Origin of the sequence: Streptomyces albireticuli, from assembly GCF_002192455.1 — a bacterium.
Lineage (GTDB): Bacteria > Actinomycetota > Actinomycetes > Streptomycetales > Streptomycetaceae > Streptomyces > Streptomyces albireticuli_B.
This window is the reverse complement of record NZ_CP021744.1, coordinates 6193481-6212988: the sequence shown is the minus strand read 5'-3', so window position 1 is coordinate 6212988 and position 19508 is coordinate 6193481. Positions and strand designations below refer to the sequence as shown.

The 19508-nt window shown below is 72.3% G+C and carries 17 protein-coding genes and 1 tRNA gene; 9 read left to right on the top strand and 9 right to left on the bottom strand.

Annotated features, from left to right (window positions below):
- Positions 1–255: 255 nt before the first annotated feature.
- Complete coding sequence (locus SMD11_RS26960; RefSeq protein ID WP_087928919.1) at positions 256–615, top strand: hypothetical protein; 360 nt, start codon at positions 256–258, stop codon at positions 613–615.
- Positions 612–1046: a hypothetical protein gene (locus SMD11_RS26955; RefSeq protein WP_234366472.1), complete on the top strand. Its 435-nt coding sequence runs from the start codon at positions 612–614 to the stop codon at positions 1044–1046. Before SMD11_RS26960 ends, SMD11_RS26955 begins: the two co-directional genes overlap by 4 nt.
- A 52-nt stretch (positions 1047–1098) precedes the next feature.
- Here the strand turns inward: SMD11_RS26955 and SMD11_RS26950 are convergent, their stop codons facing one another.
- From SMD11_RS26950 to SMD11_RS26940, 3 genes are all read right to left on the bottom strand, one after another.
- Positions 1099–1602: a GNAT family N-acetyltransferase gene (locus SMD11_RS26950; protein WP_087928918.1), complete on the bottom strand. Its 504-nt coding sequence runs from the start codon at positions 1600–1602 to the stop codon at positions 1099–1101.
- An 82-nt stretch (positions 1603–1684) separates the two neighbouring features.
- On the bottom strand, positions 1685–2215 hold the full coding sequence (locus SMD11_RS26945) for a sigma-70 family RNA polymerase sigma factor (RefSeq protein WP_087928917.1): 531 nt from the start codon (positions 2213–2215) through the stop codon (positions 1685–1687).
- A gap of 138 nt (positions 2216–2353) precedes the next feature.
- The gene (locus SMD11_RS26940; protein WP_087928916.1) at positions 2354–3526 is read right to left on the bottom strand and encodes a glycerophosphodiester phosphodiesterase; all 1173 of its coding nucleotides are present in this window, start codon (positions 3524–3526) and stop codon (positions 2354–2356) included.
- Between the two features lie 227 nt (positions 3527–3753).
- Between SMD11_RS26940 and SMD11_RS26935 the strand changes: the two genes are divergently transcribed.
- On the top strand, positions 3754–4431 hold the full coding sequence (locus SMD11_RS26935; RefSeq protein WP_087928915.1) for a lysophospholipid acyltransferase family protein: 678 nt from the start codon (positions 3754–3756) through the stop codon (positions 4429–4431).
- A gap of 40 nt (positions 4432–4471) precedes the next feature.
- Here the strand turns inward: SMD11_RS26935 and SMD11_RS26930 are convergent, their stop codons facing one another.
- From SMD11_RS26930 to SMD11_RS26910, 5 genes are all read right to left on the bottom strand, one after another.
- A complete protein-coding gene (locus tag SMD11_RS26930) occupies positions 4472–5299 on the bottom strand; it encodes an alpha/beta fold hydrolase (protein ID WP_087928914.1) in 828 nt (275 codons plus the stop codon).
- Between the two features lie 189 nt (positions 5300–5488).
- On the bottom strand, positions 5489–7051 hold the full coding sequence (locus SMD11_RS26925; protein ID WP_087928913.1) for an MFS transporter: 1563 nt from the start codon (positions 7049–7051) through the stop codon (positions 5489–5491).
- A complete protein-coding gene (locus SMD11_RS26920) occupies positions 7048–7596 on the bottom strand; it encodes a TetR/AcrR family transcriptional regulator (RefSeq protein ID WP_087928912.1) in 549 nt (182 codons plus the stop codon). The genes SMD11_RS26925 and SMD11_RS26920 overlap by 4 nt, the downstream gene beginning before the upstream one ends.
- A gap of 118 nt (positions 7597–7714) precedes the next feature.
- Positions 7715–9148: an argininosuccinate lyase gene (gene argH / locus SMD11_RS26915; RefSeq protein ID WP_087928911.1), complete on the bottom strand. Its 1434-nt coding sequence runs from the start codon at positions 9146–9148 to the stop codon at positions 7715–7717.
- Positions 9149–9235: 87 nt separating this feature from the next.
- Complete coding sequence (locus SMD11_RS26910; RefSeq protein ID WP_087928910.1) at positions 9236–10429, bottom strand: argininosuccinate synthase; 1194 nt, start codon at positions 10427–10429, stop codon at positions 9236–9238.
- Between the two features lie 215 nt (positions 10430–10644).
- On the opposite strand from SMD11_RS26910, the gene SMD11_RS26905 reads away from it, so the two are divergent.
- Positions 10645–10721: transfer RNA gene (locus tag SMD11_RS26905), tRNA-Pro, on the top strand.
- Between the two features lie 102 nt (positions 10722–10823).
- Here SMD11_RS26905 and SMD11_RS26900 read toward each other — a convergent pair.
- Positions 10824–11681, bottom strand: a complete 858-nt coding sequence (locus SMD11_RS26900; RefSeq protein ID WP_087928909.1) for a helix-turn-helix transcriptional regulator — start codon at positions 11679–11681, stop codon at positions 10824–10826.
- A gap of 796 nt (positions 11682–12477) precedes the next feature.
- Here SMD11_RS26900 and SMD11_RS26895 point away from each other — a divergent pair.
- The 5 genes from SMD11_RS26895 (at position 12478) to SMD11_RS26875 (ending at position 19492) form a co-directional block, all read left to right on the top strand.
- A complete protein-coding gene (locus SMD11_RS26895) occupies positions 12478–13905 on the top strand; it encodes an FAD-dependent oxidoreductase (RefSeq protein ID WP_087928908.1) in 1428 nt (475 codons plus the stop codon).
- A gap of 203 nt (positions 13906–14108) precedes the next feature.
- A complete protein-coding gene (locus SMD11_RS26890; protein ID WP_087928907.1) occupies positions 14109–15404 on the top strand; it encodes a pyridoxal phosphate-dependent aminotransferase in 1296 nt (431 codons plus the stop codon).
- A gap of 337 nt (positions 15405–15741) precedes the next feature.
- Positions 15742–16692 carry a DMT family transporter gene (locus SMD11_RS26885; protein ID WP_234366178.1) on the top strand — a complete coding sequence of 317 codons (951 nt, stop codon included), beginning with the start codon at positions 15742–15744 and terminating at the stop codon, positions 16690–16692.
- Between the two features lie 147 nt (positions 16693–16839).
- Positions 16840–18108, top strand: coding sequence for an amidohydrolase (locus SMD11_RS26880; protein ID WP_087928906.1), 1269 nt, complete (start codon positions 16840–16842; stop codon positions 18106–18108).
- Positions 18095–19492 (top strand): MFS transporter, encoded by a 1398-nt coding sequence (locus tag SMD11_RS26875; protein ID WP_087928905.1) that lies wholly within the window; start codon positions 18095–18097, stop codon positions 19490–19492. The genes SMD11_RS26880 and SMD11_RS26875 overlap by 14 nt, the downstream gene beginning before the upstream one ends.
- The last annotated feature ends 16 nt before the right edge of the window (positions 19493–19508 follow it).

Here is a 19508-nt window from a genome sequence, read left to right as displayed (position 1 = left end):
ACAGGCTTGATCACTTCGTGGACATCGGGCGGCCACCGTCAATGATCTTGAGGGACCGCTCCGGCCTGCGGGAACAGGACCGGAAGGGCGCTGCCCACGGGCCGCGGACCGGCCGCCGGACCGGCTCGTTGTGGCCAAGACCACGCCCGCGCGCGCCCGGGCCGGGGCCGCGCGCGGGGCGGGACCCCCGGGCCATTAAAGTCGTCCCATGCTTGTCAAGCCCCATCCGCACGCCCACGCCGCGCGGGGGCCACGGTGATCGACGCGCTGACGCTCGCGGTCGGTCTGACCGCCCTCGCGCTGGCCGCCTGGTGCGGCTTCGCCTTCTCGCGCGACCAGCCGACCAAGGACTGGCACTTCATCGGCATGGCCGTGGTGTCGGTCCTGGCCCTGGTCCAGCTCGTCATCGGCGTCGTCCGGCTCGGCGGCGGCGACCGGCCCGCGCAGGGCACCGCGATCTTCGTCGCCTATCTGCTGGGCTCGGCCGCGGCCGTCCCGGCCGCCGGCTTCATGTCGCTCGCGGAGCGGACCCGCTGGGGCTCGGCCACCGTGGCGGCGGGCGCCGTCATCCTGGCCGTGCTCGAAGTACGGCTCTACGACATCTGGGGAGGCTGACCGTGTCCGGACCCGTGACGGAAGAGAAGCCCGGCTTCGACCTCGGCCAGGGGCCGGGGCGGCTGCTGGTCTGGCTCTACGGCGTGTTCACCGTGGCCGCGGCGTCCCGCTCGGTCGTCCAGATGCTCATGGACTTCGGCCGGGCCCCCCTGGCGTACGTCCTGTCGGCGATCGCCGCCGTGGTGTACGCCTTCATCACCTACTCCCTGGTCCGCGGCGGGCCGGCCGCCCGCAAGGCGGCGCTGGTCTGCTGCGCCGCCGAGCTGGCCGGCGTCCTCGTCGTCGGCACCTGGACCCTCGTCGCGCCGTCGGCCTTCCCCGACGCGACGGTGTGGTCCGACTACGGGATGGGCTACCTCTTCATCCCGGTGATCCTGCCGGTGACGGCGATGGTGTGGCTGCGGCGGGGCGTCCCTGGCGGGACGGGCTGATCCCAGCCCGTCCGGCACCCGGGGACCGGGGTCCGGGGCGGGGCCCCGGCGCCTAGACCCGCGCCGGCTCCTTCGCCGGCACCGCCACCTTCTCCAGCGTGACCACGGACCGCTTCCCCGTGACCCGCTCCACCGCCACCCGCTCGTACCCCCACCCCCGGTACAGCCGCAGCGTCCGCTCGTTCCGGTGCCCCGTCGCCAGCCGGTACCGGTCCGCCGACCGCTCCGCGGCCAGGCGTTCCTCGATGGCCGCGAGCAGGCGCCCGCCCAGGCCGTGCCGCTGCATCCGCGGGTGCACCATCAGCCCGGAGATCAGGGCCGTGCCGTCCTCGCCCACCGTGCCGCGCGCCGAGCCGACGACCTCGTCGCCGAGCCGGGCGACGAGCACCAGACCGGCGGCGAGCTCCGTCCGCAGCGCGGCGAGGCTCTGGGTGAGGGGTTCGAGGGAGTAGTCGCCGTAGAGCTCGGCCTCTTCCTGGAAGCAGAGGTACTGGAGTTTGAGGATCCGCTCGGCGTCGTCCTCGGTCGCCGCAGCGAGGGTCACGCTCATGCCCATGTGCGCACGCCTCCCCTTTTCGGTTCGGTCCGCCCTGACAGGAGCCGGCGCGGATGCGCGTCGCCTCCATGGCGCCGGTCGTCTACCGCTCCTTTCCCCAACGTCCAGGAGCCGCAACCTCCGCCGTGAGCATTCTGCGCAAGCAACCAAGGCAACGGGAACGCACCGGCCCCAAAGATCCTTGTGACATTCCCAACTCGCCTGCGATTTCCCGGTAGGTCGGGTCGTGGCGGGAAAGCAGCGCGCCGAGCAGCCGGGGGCAGCGGCCGGGCAGCCGGCGCACGGCCGCGCGGAGCACCCGGCCCTCCTCGGCGGCCAGCACCGCGTGTTCGACCCCCGACTCCGGGCCGCCGGAGGGTTCGGAGTGGGTCGGGTCGTAGAGCACCTCGCGGCGCGCCCGGCGGCGGGCGGAGCGGGCCTCGGCCCGTACCGCCGCGCGTAACCGGGCGGCGGACGCGGCCGGGCGGCCGCACTGCGGGCGGCTGTCGCTCAGCACCCGCACCCAGACAGCCTGTTCGAGGTCAGCGGCCTCGACGCCCGCGGCCGGTGCCTCCGCCGCGCACTCGGCGGCCAGCAGGGGCCGGAGCGAGGTCAGAAGATCGTTCGGTGTCATGCGGGTCGGGACGTGCGCCCCGGCCCGGCCGGTTTCGGCGACACCGGGTAACCACCCCTACGGGTGAGGTGACCCGGCGAGGCGACCGGTGGGGGCGGCCGGCCTCGCCGGACCGCCCCCACGGCCGCCCCGGAGGAGTCAGCGCTTGACGAAGTCGGCGCGGGCCAGCGCCGCCGTGTCGCAGTTGTCCGAGAAGATCCCGTCGATGCCGGTGGCGAAGTACGTCTTGAACGCGCCGAAGACGTCGCCGTAAGCGTTGGGGTCGGTGCCGCGCCGGAAGTCCGCCGGCAGGAAGCTGTTCTCGTTGCGCATGGTGTAGGGGTGCACGATCAGCCCGGCGGCGTGGGAGTCCCGCACCAGCGTGGTGGGCTTGGTGAGCCGGTCGTTCTTGTCCCGGGGGATGACCAGGTTCAGCCACGGGCCGATGCCCTGGGCGAAGCCCGCGACCCACCGCAGGCCCTTGGGCGTGATGAGGTCGGCTACCGTGCGCGGGTCCTTGGCCTCGACGAAGTCCCAGGGCTGGGTGGTGAGGTCGTCGAGCAGGAGCACCTTGGGGCAGTCGACGCCCAGCTTGTTCAGCCGCTGGAGGCTGCTGGGCTCGAAGGACTGGAGGAAGGTGTGGGAGTTGCGGCCCGAGCGGCCGTAGCGGCGCAGCAGCTTGGCGAGGCGCTCCTCCAGGCCGAGGCCCGCCTTGCGGAAGTACGTGGGGTGCTTGGTCTCGATGTGCAGCCAGACCCGCCGGCCGCGCTTGCGGCCCTGCTCGTCGGCCCACTTCAGGACCTCTTCGAAGGTGGGCACCTGCCAGCGGCCGTCGTAGAGGGTGTTGTGGCCGCGGGTGCCGGGGATGCGCTCCTTGGCACGGAGCGTCCGCAGCTCGGCCAGGGTGAAGTCCTCGGTGAACCAGCCGGTGTGGGCCTCGCCGTCGACGGTCTTGGTCGTCTTGCGGGAGGCGAACTCCGGGTGCGAGGCGACATCGGTGGTGCCGGTGATGTCGTTCTCGTGACGGCAGACGAGGTGGCCGTCCTTGGTGGGCACGAGGTCCTGCTCGATGACGTCCGCGCCGTTGTCGAGGGCGAACTGGTAGGAGCCGAGGGTGTGCTCGGGGCGGTAGCCGCTGCCGCCGCGGTGGCCGACGACGGTCGGGACCGGCAGGTCCTTGTACGAGCCCGAGTCACCGTGGCCGCCGTGCCCCTGCCCGCGCGGGGCGGCCGAGGCCTGGCCCGCGCCGCCGCCGAGGACGACCGCCCCCGCGCCGAGGGCCGCGGCGGCCCCCAGAAGGCTGCGCCTGCCCGGCCGCTGTCCCTGCTCCATAAAAACTCCTCGTTCTGCGTGTGCGGTGCCCGTCCGGCACCTTTCCGCCGCGCCGATCGTAGACACGTGCGACTTTCGGATGGGGAGACGAAGGTCAAACGGGGTGCAAACTCACGTCAACACTCCGTATCGCCGCGTAAACCTGGTGTGCGCACCACGGGTACCGGCGAGTATGGTCTCCCCCTGCGCAGGCATGCGCCGCACGACCACCACGACCGGAGGGCCCGTTGTCCCGCATCTTGCTCAAGGCGTTTCTCGGATTGCTCATGCGCGTCCTGTACCGCCCGAAGGTCGAGGGCGCGGAGCACATCCCGGGCACCGGGCCGGTGATCCTGGCCGGCAGCCATGTGACGTTCGTCGACTCGCTGTTCCTCGCGCTGGTCGTCAAGCGTCAGGTGTTCTTCATCGGCAAGGACGAGTACGTCACGGGCAAGGGCGTCAAGGGCCGGCTGATGGCCTGGTTCTTCACCAGCTCCGGCATGATCCCGGTGGACCGTGACGGCGGCCGCGGCGGTGTCGCGGCGCTGATGACCGGCCGCCGGGTGCTGGACGAGGGCAATGTCTTCGGGATCTACCCCGAGGGCACCCGCTCCCCCGACGGCCGCCTCTACCGCGGCCGGACCGGCATCGCCCGGCTGACGCTGATGACCGGCGCCCCGGTGGTCCCGTTCGCGATGCTCGGCATGGACAAGGTCCAGCCGGGCGGCAAGGGCCGGCTGCGGCTGGCCCCGGTGACCGTGCGCTTCGGCGAGCCGCTGGACTTCGCCCGCTACGAGGGCATGGACCGCGACCGCTATGTGCTGCGCGCCGTCACCGACGAGGTGATGAGCGAGGTCATGAGCCTGTCGGGTCAGGAGTACGTGGACATGTACGCCACCAAGGCGCGGGAGAAGAAGGCCGCCTGACGGCCACCTCCTCCCGCACATCCCGCACTCCCCCGGGTTCTCAGGCCCGGCCGATGCACTGGGGCTGGAAGCCCGGGTCGGCCGGGCCTTCGTGCGCCAGGGCGTCGAGCACCCACTGGGCGACGACCGGGTCCTTGGTGGCCTGGTCGTGCATGTAGAGGTCCAGCGGGCACTTGTCCTGGAGCACGATGTTGGTGAGGTGCTCCTTCGGGCCGGTGAGCAGCGCGCTGGTGTACGGGATCACGACCTCGTCGTAGCGGGTGGTGATGACCGTGTAGTCGGGGCCGGCCGGGGTCTCCTCGCCGGCGTTGAGCTTGCGCATCAGCGGCGAGTCCCACTGCTGGTCGACGCAGGAGGGGCAGATGGTCCAGCCGGCCGGGACGGCGAGCGGGTTCTTGGTGCCGTGGTTGGAGGGGACGATGCCGACGAGGTCGTCGACCTTGTCCGCGCCGCCGAGGAACTTCACGTAGTAGCGGGGCAGCATGCCGCCCTGGCTGTGGCCGACGAGGTCGACCTTCGCGGCGCCCGTCGCGCCCCGCACGGCCTCGACGAAGTCGCTGAGCTCGGCCGCGGCCTGCGGGATCGGAGCGGTCTCCATGTTCCCGTAGTTGAAGGCGAAGACGCAGTAGCCCGCCTCCTTGAGCTTGGGCGAGAGCTTCGCCCAGTTCTCGGCCATCAGCTTGAAGGTGCCGTTGACCAGCACGACGGGCTGCGGGTGGGCCGAGTCGGGCTTGCAGGACCAGTCGTTGGCCCCGCGCGGCGGGATGTCGAGGACCGAGGCGGAGGCGGGGGCCGCGAAGCCGGTGAGGCCCAGGGCGGCGGTGGCCGCGGCGGCGAGCAGGAACCTGACGGTCTTGCGCATACGCATGTGGGGGATTCCTTTGAACGCGGACTTCGTCGTCCGACCCGTGTTCGACAATGTCGACCAGTGGTCGAGATCGTTGCGCGCACATAAGGATCGCGTCAAGGGAATATGTTTCCGGCGTATGTCACACAGGCCGGGGCTTGCCGCCCCGGCCTGTGATGCGGTTTGCTGCTCGTTTGAGCTTTGGCCTGCTCAGTGCTCGGGAGCGCCTCCGGCGCCCTCTTCGAGCTTCTGGCCGCGCAGCAGGAACCAGGCCGCGACGGCGGTGCCGAGCAGAACCAGCGCGCCGGCCCCGGCGGCGATCCGCAGGCCCTCGACGAACGCGTCCTGCGCGGAGGCCAGCAGCGCCCCGCCGGTGCCGCCCGGCAGTTCGGCGGCCGCCTCGACCGCTCCGCCGAGCGAGTCGTGGGCGTCCGAGGCCGCCTTCGCCGGCACCCCGGCGGGGGTGTCGAAGCCGCGGTAGACACCGGTGACGATCGAGCCCAGGAGCGCGATGCCGAGCGCCGCGCCGAGCTCGTACGCCGTCTCCGAGACCGCCGAGGCGGAGCCCGCCTGCTCCTTGGGCACGCTGGAGAGGATCACGTCGGCGGTGACGGTGAAGGAGAAGCCCGCGCCGACCCCGACGAGCAGCAGGGCCACGCCGAGGACCGGGTAGGCGGTGTCCGCGTGCAGCAGGACGAGCACCGCGAGCGCGACGCCGATCGCCGCGAGCCCGCCGGCCACCACCGACCGCACCGACCAGCGGCGTGCCGCCTTCCCGGCGAGCAGGCCCGCGGTCACGGCGCCGACCGCGGCGGGCAGCTCGGCGAGCCCCGCCTCCAGCGGGTTACGGCCCTGGACCAGCTGGAGGAACTGGGACAGGAAGAACACCAGCCCGGACAGGCCGAGCACGGTCAGCAGGTCGGCGAGGACCGCCCCCGAGAAGCCCCGGTGGTGGAAGAGCCGCATGTCCAGCAGGGGCTTGGGCAGCTTGAGCTGCCGCCGCACGAACCGGATCAGGGCCAGCGCGCCGAGGACGCCCGCGAGCAGGAAGTGCCAGCGGAAGCCGTACGCGGCCGCCTCCTTGATGGCGTAGACGATCGCCACGATGCCGACCATCGACAGCAGGACGCTCGGCATGTCCCAGGGGCCGGGCGCGGGGTCGCGCGACTCGGGCAGCAGCTTGATGCCGACGAGCACCAGCACGGCCATCACCGGCAGGTTGATCAGGAAGACCGATCCCCACCAGAAGTTCTGGAGCAGGACGCCGCCCACGACCGGGCCGACGGCCGCGCCGGCGGAGGCCATGGCGCCCCAGATGCCGATGGCGAGGCTGCGCTCCTTGGGGTCGTGGAAGAGGTTGCGGATGAGCGCGAGGGTGGACGGCATCAGGGTCGCGCCCGCCACGCCGAGCAGGGCCCGGGCGGCGATCATCATCTCGGGACTGGTGGCGTAGGCGTTGAGCACGGACACCGCGCCGAACGCGACCGCGCCGCAGAGCAGGAGCTTCTTGCGGCCGATCCGGTCGCCGAGGCTGCCCATGGACACCAGGAGGCCGGCGATGACGAAGGAGTAGACGTCGCCGATCCACAGCAGCTGGGTGCCCGAGGGGCGCAGGTCCTCGCTGAGGAAGGGCGTGGCGAGGCCGAGGACGGTCGCGTCGACGGCGACGAGGAGGACGGCCAGGACGAGGACGGCGAGGGCCAGCCAGCGCCCGGGGCGGGGTGCCTCGGCGGCCGGGGCGCCGCCGGTGGGGGTGTCGACCGGGGAAGTCACTGTTTCATCCTCCGCTCGGCGCCGCCGAGCAGCAGCTCGGCGACCATGCGGGTGCGGTCCTTCGCGGCCAGCCGGCCGTCCTGCACGGCCCAGGCGCCGGAGCCGATCAGACCGTAGAGGGCCTCGGTGAGCCAGGCGGACGTCAGGTCGAGCCGGAAGGCGCCTTCCTCCTGGCCCCGCCGGAAGAGGGCGTTGACCCGGGCGTCCAGCCGGTTCCAGCCCTCGTTGAGGCCGGCCTCGTAGAGCTGGTTCTCGGTGAAGAGGAAGGCCATGATCCCGGCCACCGGCTCGGTGGAGGCGATCAGCCGGCGGACGGCGTCGGCCGCGTCGCCCTCCTCGATCCGGGCATCGTCCAGGGCCTGCTCCAGCTGGCGGATGCCGAGGTCCTCCAGGGCGCGGACGAGCGCGTCCCGGCCGGAGAAGTGGCGGTGGAGGGTGGCCCGGCCGATGCCGGCGGCTCTGGCGATCTCGTCCATGGAAGCGGTCGCCTTGCGGGTGAGCAGGGCGGCGGCTTCCTTCAGTACATGATCACGATCGACACTCATGAGACGACGATAACCCGAATGAGACAATGATGTCTCATTCGGTTATCGGGCGTATCGCTGCCGAGTGCGTCGGGGCGGTCCGGCGGGGTCGTACGCGCGGAGCCCTCAGGGCCCCGCGTCAGCTCCGGCCGGCGTCCGCCCACTTCCGCTGGACCGCCAGGTCGGCCTTGACCTCGCCCAGCTGGACCGCGACCGCCGAGGGCGCCGTGCCACCCCGGCCGTTCCGCGAGGCCAGCGCGCCGGGCACGTCGAGGACGCCGCGGACCTCGGGCGTCAGGTGCGGCGAGATGGCCGCGAACTGCTCGTCCGTGAGCTGGTCGAGCTCGATGCCGCGCGCCTCGCACTCCTTGACGCACTCCCCCGCGACCTCGTGCGCCACACGGAACGGCACGCCCTGCTTGACCAGCCATTCCGCGATGTCCGTGGCGAGCGAGAAACCGGCGGGGGCCAGTTCCTCCATCCGGGCGCGGTTGACCGTGAGGGTCGCCATCATCCCGGTGAAGGCGGGCAGCAGGACCTCCAGCTGGTCGCAGGAGTCGAAGACCGGCTCCTTGTCCTCCTGGAGGTCGCGGTTGTAGGCGAGCGGCAGCGCCTTGAGGGTGGCCAGCAGGCCCGTCAGATTGCCGATCAGCCGCCCGGACTTGCCCCGCGCCAGCTCGGCGATGTCCGGGTTCTTCTTCTGCGGCATGATCGAGGAGCCGGTGGAGAAGGCGTCGTGGAGGGTGACGAAGGAGAACTCCTTCGTGTTCCAGATGATGACCTCCTCGGCGATCCGGGAGAGGTCCACACCGATCATCGCCGTGATGAAGGCGAACTCGGCGACGAAGTCCCGGGAGGCCGTCCCGTCGATGGAATTGCCCACCGAGCCGCGCTCGAAGCCGAGGTCGGCGGCGACCGCCTCCGGGTCCAGCCCGAGCGAGGAGCCCGCGAGCGCCCCGGAGCCGTAGGGCGAGACGGCCGTGCGGTCGTCCCACTGCCGCAGCCGCTCGGCGTCCCGGCCGAGCGCCTGGACGTGGGCGAGGACGTGGTGGGCGAAGAGCACCGGCTGGGCGTGCTGGAGGTGCGTACGGCCCGGCATGGCGACGTCCGCGTGCGCCTCGGCCAGCCCGACCAGGGCCTCCTGGAGTTCGGTGAGCAGCCCGCCGATGATCCGGGCGTGGTCCCGCAGGTACATCCGGAAGAGCGTGGCGACCTGGTCGTTGCGGGACCGGCCGGCGCGCAGCTTGCCGCCGAGGTCGGGGCCGAGCCGCTCCAGCAGCCCGCGCTCCAGGGCGGTGTGGACGTCCTCGTCGGCGATGGTGCCGGTGAAGGTGCCCGCCGTGACGTCGGCCTCCAGCAGTCCGAGGCCGTCCATCATGCGCTGGAGCTCGTCGTCCGTCAGCAGCCCGGCCTTGTGCAGGACGCGGGCGTGGGCGCGGGAGCCCGCGATGTCGTACGGCGCGAGCCGCCAGTCGAAGTGGACGGAGGCGGAGAGCTTGGCCAGCGCCTCTGCCGGGCCGTCGGCGAAACGGCCGCCCCAGAGCCGGACGTCGTCGGTGGTGCCGTTGCTCACTTGCGTGCTCCTCGTGGGGTGGTGGGGGACGGCCGGCGCCGTGGGCGGGTGGCCTTCGCGGCACTCCTGCCCGCGGCGGCTGGTCGGTCAGGCCAGGTCGCGCTTGGCGGCGATCTTCGAGGACAGGCCGAAGATCTCGATGAAGCCCTTCGACATGGACTGGTCGAAGGTGTCGCCGGTGTCGTAGGTGGCGAGGTTGAAGTCGTAGAGCGACTTCTCGGACCGGCGGCCCGTGACGACGGCCCGGCCGCCGTGCAGGGTCATCCGGATGTCGCCGGTGACGTGCTCGTTGGCCTCGGCGATGAAGCCGTCCAGCGCCCGCTTGAGCGGGGAGAACCACAGGCCGTCGTAGACCAGCTCGGTCCACCGCTGCTCGACCTGCCGCTTGTACCGGGCGAGCTCGCGCTCGACGGTGACGGCCTCCAGCTCCTGGTGGGCGGTGATCAGCGCGATCGCGCCGGGCGCCTCGTAGATCTCCCGGGACTTGATGCCGACCAGCCGGTCCTCGACCATGTCGAGCCGGCCGACGCCCTGGGCCCCGGCCCGGTCGTTGAGCCGCTGGATGGCCTGGAGCACCGTGACGGACTCGCCGTCGACGGCGACGGGGACGCCCTGCTCGAAGGTGATGACGACCTCGTCGGCCTCCCGGGGCGTGGCCGGGTTCGCGGTGTAGTCGTAGACGTCCTCGATCGGGGCGTTCCAGATGTCCTCCAGGAAGCCCGTCTCCACGGCCCTCCCGAAGACGTTCTGGTCGATGGAGTACGGGGACTTCTTGGTGGTCGCGATCGGCAGGCTCTTGGCCTCGCAGAAGGCGATGGCCTTGTCCCGGGTCATGGCGTAGTCCCGGACCGGGGCGATGCAGGTGAGCTCGGGGGCGAGGGAGGAGATGCCCGCCTCGAACCGGACCTGGTCGTTGCCCTTGCCGGTGCAGCCGTGGGCGACGGTGGTCGCGCCGTGCTTCCTGGCCGCGGCGACCAGGTGCTTGACGATCGTCGGCCGCGAGAGGGCGGAGACCAGGGGGTACCGGTCCATGTAGAGGGCGTTGGCCTTGATCGCCGGGAGGCAGTACTCCTCGGCGAACTCGTCCTTGGCGTCGGCGACCTCCGCCTCCACCGCACCGCAGGCGAGCGCGCGCTTGCGGATGACGTCCAGGTCCTCGCCGCCCTGGCCGACATCCACGGCGACGGCGATGACCTCGGCGCCCGTCTCCTCGGCGATCCAGCCGATGGCGACGGAGGTGTCCAGACCGCCTGAGTAGGCGAGTACGACGCGCTCGGTCACGGGTTTCTCCTTACGGTGCATACGCTGATAGGCATAAGTATGCACTCCACCGTATGTTTCGTCAATGAGGTAGCGGAGGGGGCGTGTGACGCGTGCGGAGACTGCAACAGGGGCGGCGGAGGGGTGGCCGGGGGCCCGGATTTGGATCACGCCGCCAAACAGGTTATTTTCTTCTTGCACGCCCGACCGGGGAAGACCCGGGAGGAAGCGGGCACCGGGACGTGGCGCAGCTTGGTAGCGCACTTGACTGGGGGTCAAGGGGTCGTGGGTTCAAATCCCGCCGTCCCGACCAGCGTTTTCGCAGGTCGGAGGCCGTTTTCGCAGAGATGCGAGAACGGCCTTCCGTATTTTTACGATCTTTTCCGCGCCTCTCCCGCCGCGACTCTCCGGGTTCTCAGCCCGCGACGTCCAGGTCCTCGTCGAGCCAGCCGGCCTTCGCCGCGTTGACCCCGGCCTGGAAGCGGCTCGCCGCGTGCAGGCTGGCCGCCAGCTCGGCGACCTTGCGGCGTACCGTCCGCTCGTGCATGCCGAGGTGCCGGGAGATCGTCTGGTCCGTGAGCCCGCTGGCGAGCATCCGCAGCAGGGCGAGCTGCCTCTTGTCGCGCGGCCGGCCGGCCGGGGTGACGGCGGGGGCCGCCGCACCGGCCGGCGGCGGTCCGCTCTCCTCCGGCGCCGGCTCACCGCTCCCCCGCCGGCCGGCCGCCTTCTGCCCCTGGAAGACCACGGAGGCGGAGTGGTTCCAGTAGTGGTCGAAGACGGGGCGGAGGACCTCGTTGACCAGGGGGCTGTGCGCCACGACCATCCGCGGGCCGGCGGTGTCGTCCTCCGTCAGCCTGCTCGGGGGCGCGTAGAACATCGCCATGGAGTCGTCGACGAGCGCGAAGCTGATGGGCAGCGTCGGGGAGATACGGGTCTCCGCACCGGCCGCCGCGAGGTCACGGAGCTTCGCCGCGGGCTGGGGCAGCGTGGCCGTGGACGAGCGGACGACGAGGCGGACCGCGATGCCGCGCCGCAGCAGGGAGTGGCAGACCGGCGCCAGCGCCTCGGTGTAGACGTGCCCCGAGCCCTGGAGCACGACCTCGGAGTGGGCGCCGAGCAGTTCCCTTTCGAGGGTCGCCAGAATCTCCGGCTGCTTGTCGAGGACCGTCAGCCGGTTGTCCTCCAGCTGGCGCATGTAGATCGTCTTGAACTGGGTGAGCACATCGGTCATGACCACGCCGGTCCGTGTCATGTCCTCGTAGAAATCGAGCATTCGGCTCCGCGCGGTGTCCAGGAGATTGTCCGCGGCGGCCTGCGGGGGTAATGCCGTCCAGCCGCTCGGTGTCTCGGAACTCCGCGAGAACAGGCCGATCTCCTCAAGCCCCGCCGCGGTTTTCCATAGGGTCGCCTTCGTCCATTTGAGCCTCTTGAGGGCGGTCTCCGGATGCCAGGAAATATCTTCGAGGGCGAGTTCATAGAGGGCGCGGGCGCGTTGCCGGTCCCCGCATTGATCCCCGGCCGAACTGTTTTTTTCAGACATGAAGAGAGGTCCCCAATCCAATCTCCAGGGATCGATTGATCAACAAGTTAGATGATCGCCACCTGGAAGGCAAGGGATAATTGTGGGCCAAAGCCGACCCACCGATTACTCTGCTTTTCTCGATAAAACAGCAGAGAGCCGCTATATCCGATGTCGGGGAAATGTAGCGGTTTGAACTTTCTGCGGCGTTTGCCCAATACACACAGCGACCGTCGCCGGGTTCACGCTTCACCGATGAATAGCCCGGCATTCCGGCGGGGGCGGCTCACGGATGCGGCCGGGCAATATTCCCGGGGCTCCGGAAGTACCCGCCGGGAGCCCGGGCCCGGCGCTCAATGCGTACCCGCAACCTATCACCACTCCGGCCCTTTCCTTTCGGCCGGCCCCGCACCTCCGCTACCGGACATAGCCGGATCAGGCCACCGTGCGCAGATCTCCGCGAGCTTCGGCTGGTCCATGATGAGAGCCATGCTGCAACCGAAATAAATGAGGCCTCTGATTCATCGGTGTAACCGAGGGGACGTAATTCATGGAACGAGTTCTCGTCATCGGACATGGAATGGCCGGCGCCCGCCTCGCGAGCGAGCTCTCCCGGAGGGATCCGGAACTCTCCGTCACCATCCTCGGGGAGGAGCCGCAGGAGCCTTACAACCGCATTCTGCTGACCGACGTGCTCGCCGGCACGACGGACGAGAGCGAACTGGGCCTCACCGACGAGCGGAACGCCGCGGAGATACGTCCCGGGGTGCGCGCCCTGCGTATCGACCGGGAACGCGCGACCGTCTCCGCGGGCGACGGCCGGACTTATGACTACGACGTGCTGGTACTGGCGACCGGGAGTACCCCGAGGCTGCCCCCGGTGAAGGGTCTGATTTCGGACGACGGGGGCCTGGCCCCGGGAATCGCGGTGTTCCACACGCTCGACGACTGCCGGCGCATTCTGCGGCTCGCCCGGGACTGTTCCCGCGCGGTGGTGCTGGGCGGCGGGCTGCTCGGCCTGGAGACCGCCCGCGCCCTCGCCCTGCGGGGCGTCGAGGTCGAGGTGCTGCACGCCGTGGACACGGTGATGGAGCGCCACCTGGACGCCGAGGCGTCGTCGATGCTGATCGGGCAACTGGCCGGGCTGGGGGTTGCCGTCCGGACGGGCTGCGCCGTGACGCGGACCGTCGGCTCCGGACGGCTCACCGGTGTGCAGCTCGACGACGGCGAGGTCGTCCCGTGCGACCTCCTGGTCGTGTCGTGCGGCGCCAAGCCGGAGACCGCGGTGGCCGAGGCCGCGGGGCTGCCGGTCGGCAGGGGCGTGCTCGTGGACGCGCGGATGCGGACGGCGGACCCGGCCGTCTACGCCATCGGCGACTGCGCCGAGCGGGACGGCGCGCTGCACGGGCTGGTCGCGGAGGCGTGGGAGCACGCCCGGGTGGCGGCGGACGCCATCGCCGGGCCGCTCGACGAGCCGCCGGCCGTGGCCCCGGCCGCGACCACCCGGCTCAAGGCCGACGGGATCGAGCTGACGGTGGTGGGCGAGTCCAACGTGCCCGCCGGGCCGGCGGGCGAGGGCCCGGAGGTCCTCACCTCCGTGGACCGCGACGGCGGCGTGTACCGGCGGGTCGCGCTGCGGGACGGCCGGATCGTGGGCGCGGTGCTGCTCGGGGGCGTGGAGGCCGAGGCGGACCGGATCGTCGAGCTGTTCGCCGCCGGGTCCGTCGTCCCGGCGGCCGAGCGGCCCGCCCTGGTCAGGCCCGGCGCGGCGGAGGAGTCCGGCCGGGCGGCCGGCCCCGACCCCGACGCCACGGTCTGCTACTGCAACAACGTGCCGCGGAAGAAGATCCTCGAAGCCTGGTCGCAGGGGGCGGTGACGGTGGCGGCGGTGGCCCGGCGGACGAAGGCCTCCACGGGGTGCGGGATCTGCCGGAGCAAGGTGAAGGCGCTGATCGAGTCGGCGTCGGCGGAGGCGTAGCCGGGGCCGGGGCCGGGCGCCGCTCCCGTACCGGGGCTCCGCCCGGACCCGGCCGCGCGCCCCGCCCGGACCGCGCCCGGACCGCGCCCGCGGCTAAATTCCGCTCGCCCCACCGCCGTTCTCCGCTAGCCTCGCGCACTCGTCAGACCGGTGCCGGGCCGCCGCGCCCCACCGTCGTCCGCACCCCGTGGGAGCACACCCGTATGACCACGCACAGCGCCAACCGTCTGATCACCGTCGTCCCCGACGACACCCCGCGAGGCGGGCGCCGGCCCGTCCCGCTGCGCCGCCTCGGCCAGTCCGCCAAGCTGGCGGACGTCTGCTACGACATCCGCGGCCCGGTGCTCCAGGAGGCGATGCGGCTGGAGCGGGCGGGCCGGCGGATCCTGAAGCTGAACACCGGGAACCCCGCCGCGTTCGGCTTCGAGGCGCCCCCCGAGATCGTCCAGGACATCCAGGAGGCCCTGGCCTCCGCGCACGGCTACGGCGACGCGCAGGGCCTGCCCGCCGCCCGGCGCGCCGTGGTGCAGCACTACGAGACGCGGGGCGTCGGCGGGATGGACATCGAGGACGTCTACCTGGGCAACGGGTGCTCCGAGCTCATCCAGATGTCCATGCAGGCGCTGCTGGACGACGGCGACGAGGTGCTCGTCCCGGCGCCGGACTACCCCTTGTGGACCGCCTCCGTCAGCCTGTCGGGCGGGCGCCCGGTGCACTACCGCTGCGACGAGGGGGCCGACTGGTTCCCGGACCTCGCGGACATCGAGGCCAAGGTGAGCGACCGCACCAAGGCGATCGTCCTGATCAACCCGAACAACCCCACCGGCGCGGTCTACGACGAGGAGCTGCTGCGCGGGATCGTCGGCATCGCCGCCCGGCACCAACTGGTGCTCTGCGCCGACGAGATCTACGACAAGATCCTCTACGACGGCGCCACCCACACCCCGCTCGCGAGCCTCGCGCCCGACCTGCTGTGCCTGACGTTCAACGGCCTGTCGAAGTCCTACCGGGTGTGCGGCTACCGGGCCGGCTGGATGGCGGTCAGCGGCCCCAAGGCCCACGCCCGGGAGTACCTGGAGGGCCTGACCATCCTGGCCAACATGCGGCTGTGCCCCAACATGCCCTCGCAGCACGCCATCGCCACCGCGCTGGGCGGCCGGCAGTCCATCGAGGACCTGGTGCTGCCCGGCGGGCGGCTGCTCGCCCAGCGCGACGCGGCCTGGCGGGCCCTCGGGGACATCCCGGGCGTCAGCTGCGTCAAACCCAAGGGCGCGCTGTACGCGTTCCCGAAACTGGACCGGTCGGTGCACCCGATCGAGGACGACCGGCAGTTCGTGCTCGACCTGCTCCGGCAGGAGCAGATCCTGGTGGTGCAGGGGACCGGCTTCAACCTCCCGACGCCGGACCACTTCCGCCTGGTCACGCTGCCCGGCGCCGAGGAGCTGACGGACGCGGTGACGCGCATCGGCTCGTTCCTGGCCACCTACCGGCAGAACTGACGACGTCACGGCCCCCACCGGCCGGAACCCGCCGCCGAAACCAGACCACCTCCCCCGCATTGGCTAGGGTTCCGGCCGGTCCGACCTGCCTACCGTGGTCCGCGGGAGCCCCGCCGGCATACACCCCCGGTGCCGGCGGGGCCCCGCCGTGGGAGGGGCGCTCCGCGCGGGGAGGTGGCCCGTCGCGGAGCGCCGACCACGGCTCTGGCCGACACCGGGCACGCCCTGATCATGGCCCCGGCCAGGCCCCCGCCCGTGCGGACTTCCCTCCCATGATGGGTGCGCGGGGCGATCACCTGGGCTGAGGGCAAGTCCTGCGAGAGCGATAGGAAGATGCATGCAACCCGTCACCACATCCAAGTCCAGCAACGGCGTAGGACTCGTGCTCGCGGGAATCGGGGTGCTGGCCTTCTCGCTGACGTTCCCGGCGACGCAGAAGGCCCTGCCCTCGTTCAACGCGTGGACGATCGGCATCGGGCGGGCCGTCATCGCGGCGGCGATCGCGGGCGCCTGTCTGATGATCAAGGGCGTCAAGCTGCCCGAGCGCCGGCACATGACGTCGCTGCTCCTCGTCGGCGTGGGCGTCGTGGCGGGCTATCCCATCTTCACGGCACTGGCCCTGGAGCACGTGACCTCGGCGCACGCCGCGGTCGTCACCGGGCTGCTGCCGCTGGCCACCGCCGCGTGCGGCCGGCTGCTGGGCAACGAGCGGCCGAGCGCGCTGTTCTGGTGGGCCTCGGCCGCCGGCGCGGCCGTCATCGTGGCCTACTCGCTGCGGCACGGCATCGGCGGCTTCGGCCTGGCGGACCTCTTCCTGATCGGCTCGCTCGTCACCGGCGGCCTCGGCTACGCGGAGGGCGGGAAGCTGTCGAAGTCCATGCCGGGCTGGCAGGTGATCTCCTGGGGCCTGGTGCTCTCGCTGCCGCTCACGCTGCCGATCACCGTGGTGTCCGTCGTGGTGTCACCGCCGCACGACATCGGCGGGCAGTCGCTGCTGGGGCTCGGCTATGTGTCGCTCTTCTCGATGTTCCTGGGCTTCTGCGCCTGGTACCCGGGGCTGGCCCGGGTCGGTGTCACCCGGGGCAGCCAGATGCAGCTGCTCCAGCCGCTGATGACGGTGGGCTGGGCCGCGTGGCTGCTGGGTGAGTCGATCGACTCGTGGACCCTCGGCGCCGCGGTGCTGGTGCTCGTGTGCGTGGGGCTCGCGCAGTGGGCCCGGCTCTCCACGCCCGCCGTCACCCTCCCGGCGCCGCCCGACCGGGCACCGGTGCGCGCCGAGCGCACCTGACGCCCCGTCCGGTCCTCCGGCCCGTCCCGCGGGTCCTGCCGCAGCCCTGCCGCAGGGCCCGCCCGGTCCGTCCCGGATCCCCTCAGCCCGCCGGCCCCGCCGCCAACCGCCGTGCCACCCACGCCATCGACAGTAGGGGGACGATCCATGCCTGCGATCTTCGATGATCTGGACAGTCTGCTTCCGGACCTGGAGTACGTGTACAAGGACCTGCACGCCCATCCCGAACTCGCCTTCCAGGAGAAGCGCACCGCCTCCGTCGTCGCCGGCCGGCTGACGGGGCAGGGCTGGGAAGTGACCACCGGGGTCGGCGGCACCGGGGTCGTGGGCGTGCTGCGCAACGGCGACGGGCCGGTGGTGATGCTCCGCGCGGACATGGACGCCCTCCCGGTGCGGGAGGAGACCGGCCTGCCGTACGCCAGCCAGGTCACGGCCCTGGACGACCAGGGCGTACGGGTCCCCGTGATGCACGCCTGCGGGCACGATGTGCACGTCACCTGTCTGCTGGGCGCGTGCGCGCTGTTCGCGGCGCGGCGCGAGGAGTGGCGGGGGACGGTCGTCGCCGTCTTCCAGCCCGCCGAGGAGAGCGGCCTGGGCGCCCGGGCCATGGTGGCCGACGGGCTCTTCGAGCGGTTCCCGAAGCCCGAGGTGGTGCTGGGCCAGCACGTCGGGCCGGGCCCGGCCGGGCTGCTCGCCAAGGTGCCGGGGCTCGCCATGGGGGCCACCGACAACCTCAGCGTGCGGCTCTTCGGGCGCGGCGGGCACGGTTCCAAGCCCGAGTCGGCGGTGGACCCGGTCCTCATGGCGGCCCATCTGGTCACCCGGCTCCAGACCATCGTCTCCCGGGAGACCGCGGCGCAGGACTCCGTGGTGGTGACCGTGGGGTCGCTGCACGCCGGTACCGCCGCCGCGGTCATCCCCGCCGAGGCGGAGCTGGGCATCAACGTGCGGACGTTCTCGCCCGCGGCCCGGGAGCGGGTCATGGCGGCGATCGAGCGGTTCGCGAAGGCGGAGTCGCTGGCGGCGGGCGCGCCGCGCGAGCCCGAGATCGTCTCGCGCTGCGAGCTGCCCGCCACGGTCAACGAGCCGGCCGCCACGGAGCGGGTGGCCGTCGCGCACGGCGAGCTCTTCGGCCCGGGAACGGTCGTCGAGCTGGGCCCGAACACCGCGAGCGAGGACTTCGGGGTGCTCGGCACGGAGGCCGGGGTGCCGTCGGTGCTGTGGTTCTTCGGCGGGAACGACCCCAAGGAGTTCGAGGCCGCGTTCCTCGCCGACCGCCTGGCCGAGGACATCCCGCAGAACCACTCACCGAAGTACGCCCCGGTCGTCCAGCCGACCCTCTCCGTGGGGGTACGGGCCATGACCGCGGCGGCGCTGGCCTACCTCGCGCCCCGGGAGCCCGGTGTCCGCGCCTGACCGGGCGGTGGCGGGGCGGGCGCCGGGGTCCTCCCCCGCGCCCGGCTCCGCCGCGCCCGCTCCGGCGGGCGGCGGGCCGTCGGCCCTGCGCTACGCCGTGGGCGCCTTCGCCACCGGCACCTTCGGCACCGTGCCGGGCCTGCTGCTGCTCTACTACCTGACGGACACCCTGGCGGTGCCGGCCGCGGTGGCCTCGGTCGTGGTCTTCCTGCCCAAGGCGTGGGACGTCTTCCTCAACCCGTGGGTGGGCCGCCGCTCGGACCGTACGCGCGGGCGCTTCGGCCCCCGGCTGCCGTGGATGGCGGGCGGCGGCGTCGCCCTGTCGGCCGGCTTCGTCCTGCTGTTCGCGGCGCCGACGCCCAAGGGCCTGCCGTCGGCGGTCTGGGTCGGGGTGGCCTTCTTCTGCTGCGCCTCCGCCTACGCGGCGTTCCAGGTGCCGTACACGGCGGTGCTCGCCGAGATCGCCGACGACCCGGCGGTCCGGACCCGGCTCGCGACGTGGCGCACCGTCTTCTACGGCACGGCGATCCTGCTGTCCGGCGGCGCGGCCCCGCTGCTCGTGCACGCGGCGCGCAGCGAGCGCGTCGGCTACGCCCTGATGGGCGGGGTGCTGGGGCTGGTGCTGCTGGCCGGGACCCTCGCGGCGGCGTCGAACGCGCCGCGCGCGGTGGACGCCCGGCACCGGCCGGCGCCCATGACGTTCCGTCAGCAGGTCGCCGTGGCGAAGGCGTCGCGGCCGTTCCGCCGGCTCCTCGGCGTCCATCTGGCGCAGACGCTGGCGACCGGGATCATGCTCGGGGCCGCGCAGTACTTCGCGACGTACCGGCTGCACGACTCCAGGGCGACGACCGCGCTGTTCGGCTGCCTGATCCTGCCGCTGCTGCTGACGGCGCCGGTGTGGCACGCGGCCGGGCGGCGGCTGGGGCCGGGGCGCGGTCTGCTGGCCTCGATCTGCCTGTTCGTCGCGGGCGGCTCGCTGCTCCTGGCCACCCCGGTGGTGCCGCGGCTCCTCGTGTACGGGTTCGTCGCCGTCTGCGGCGTCGGGTACGCGGGGATGCAGACCTTCGCCGTGGCCATGCTGAGCGACGTCATCGCCGACGACGCGCGGGAGCGGGGCGGCGGGAACAGCCGCGGCGGCGCGTTCACCGGACTGTGGACCGCGGCGGAGGTGATCGGGGCCGGTGCGGGACCCGCGCTGTTCTCCGGGCTGCTGGCGGTCACCGGCTTCGTGTCGTCGAGCGCGGAGCACCGGGCGGCGCAGCCGGGGGCCGCCCTGACGGCCATTCTGCTGGGGGTGTCGCTGCTGCCGGCGCTGGTCCTGGTGCCGGCCGCGGTGTGTGCCCGGCGGCTGGCGCGCGACCGCGGGGCCCGGCCCGGCGGCTGAGCCGGGCCCCGGGCGC

What these genes read in the sequence shown, in the direction of transcription:
- SMD11_RS26950 (WP_087928918.1), bottom strand. Translation starts at nt 1,602, where the DNA reads ATGGGCATGAGCGTGACCCTCGCTGCGGCGACCGAGGACGACGCCGAG.
- SMD11_RS26945 (WP_087928917.1), bottom strand. Translation starts at nt 2,215, where the DNA reads ATGACACCGAACGATCTTCTGACCTCGCTCCGGCCCCTGCTGGCCGCC.
- SMD11_RS26940 (WP_087928916.1), bottom strand. Translation starts at nt 3,526, where the DNA reads ATGGAGCAGGGACAGCGGCCGGGCAGGCGCAGCCTTCTGGGGGCCGCC.
- SMD11_RS26930 (WP_087928914.1), bottom strand. Translation starts at nt 5,299, where the DNA reads ATGCGTATGCGCAAGACCGTCAGGTTCCTGCTCGCCGCCGCGGCCACC.
- SMD11_RS26920 (WP_087928912.1), bottom strand. Translation starts at nt 7,596, where the DNA reads ATGAGTGTCGATCGTGATCATGTACTGAAGGAAGCCGCCGCCCTGCTC.
- SMD11_RS26900 (WP_087928909.1), bottom strand. Translation starts at nt 11,681, where the DNA reads ATGCTCGATTTCTACGAGGACATGACACGGACCGGCGTGGTCATGACC.
- SMD11_RS26895 (WP_087928908.1), top strand. Translation starts at nt 12,478, where the DNA reads ATGGAACGAGTTCTCGTCATCGGACATGGAATGGCCGGCGCCCGCCTC.
- SMD11_RS26890 (WP_087928907.1), top strand. Translation starts at nt 14,109, where the DNA reads ATGACCACGCACAGCGCCAACCGTCTGATCACCGTCGTCCCCGACGAC.
- SMD11_RS26885 (WP_234366178.1), top strand. Translation starts at nt 15,742, where the DNA reads ATGCAACCCGTCACCACATCCAAGTCCAGCAACGGCGTAGGACTCGTG.
- SMD11_RS26880 (WP_087928906.1), top strand. Translation starts at nt 16,840, where the DNA reads ATGCCTGCGATCTTCGATGATCTGGACAGTCTGCTTCCGGACCTGGAG.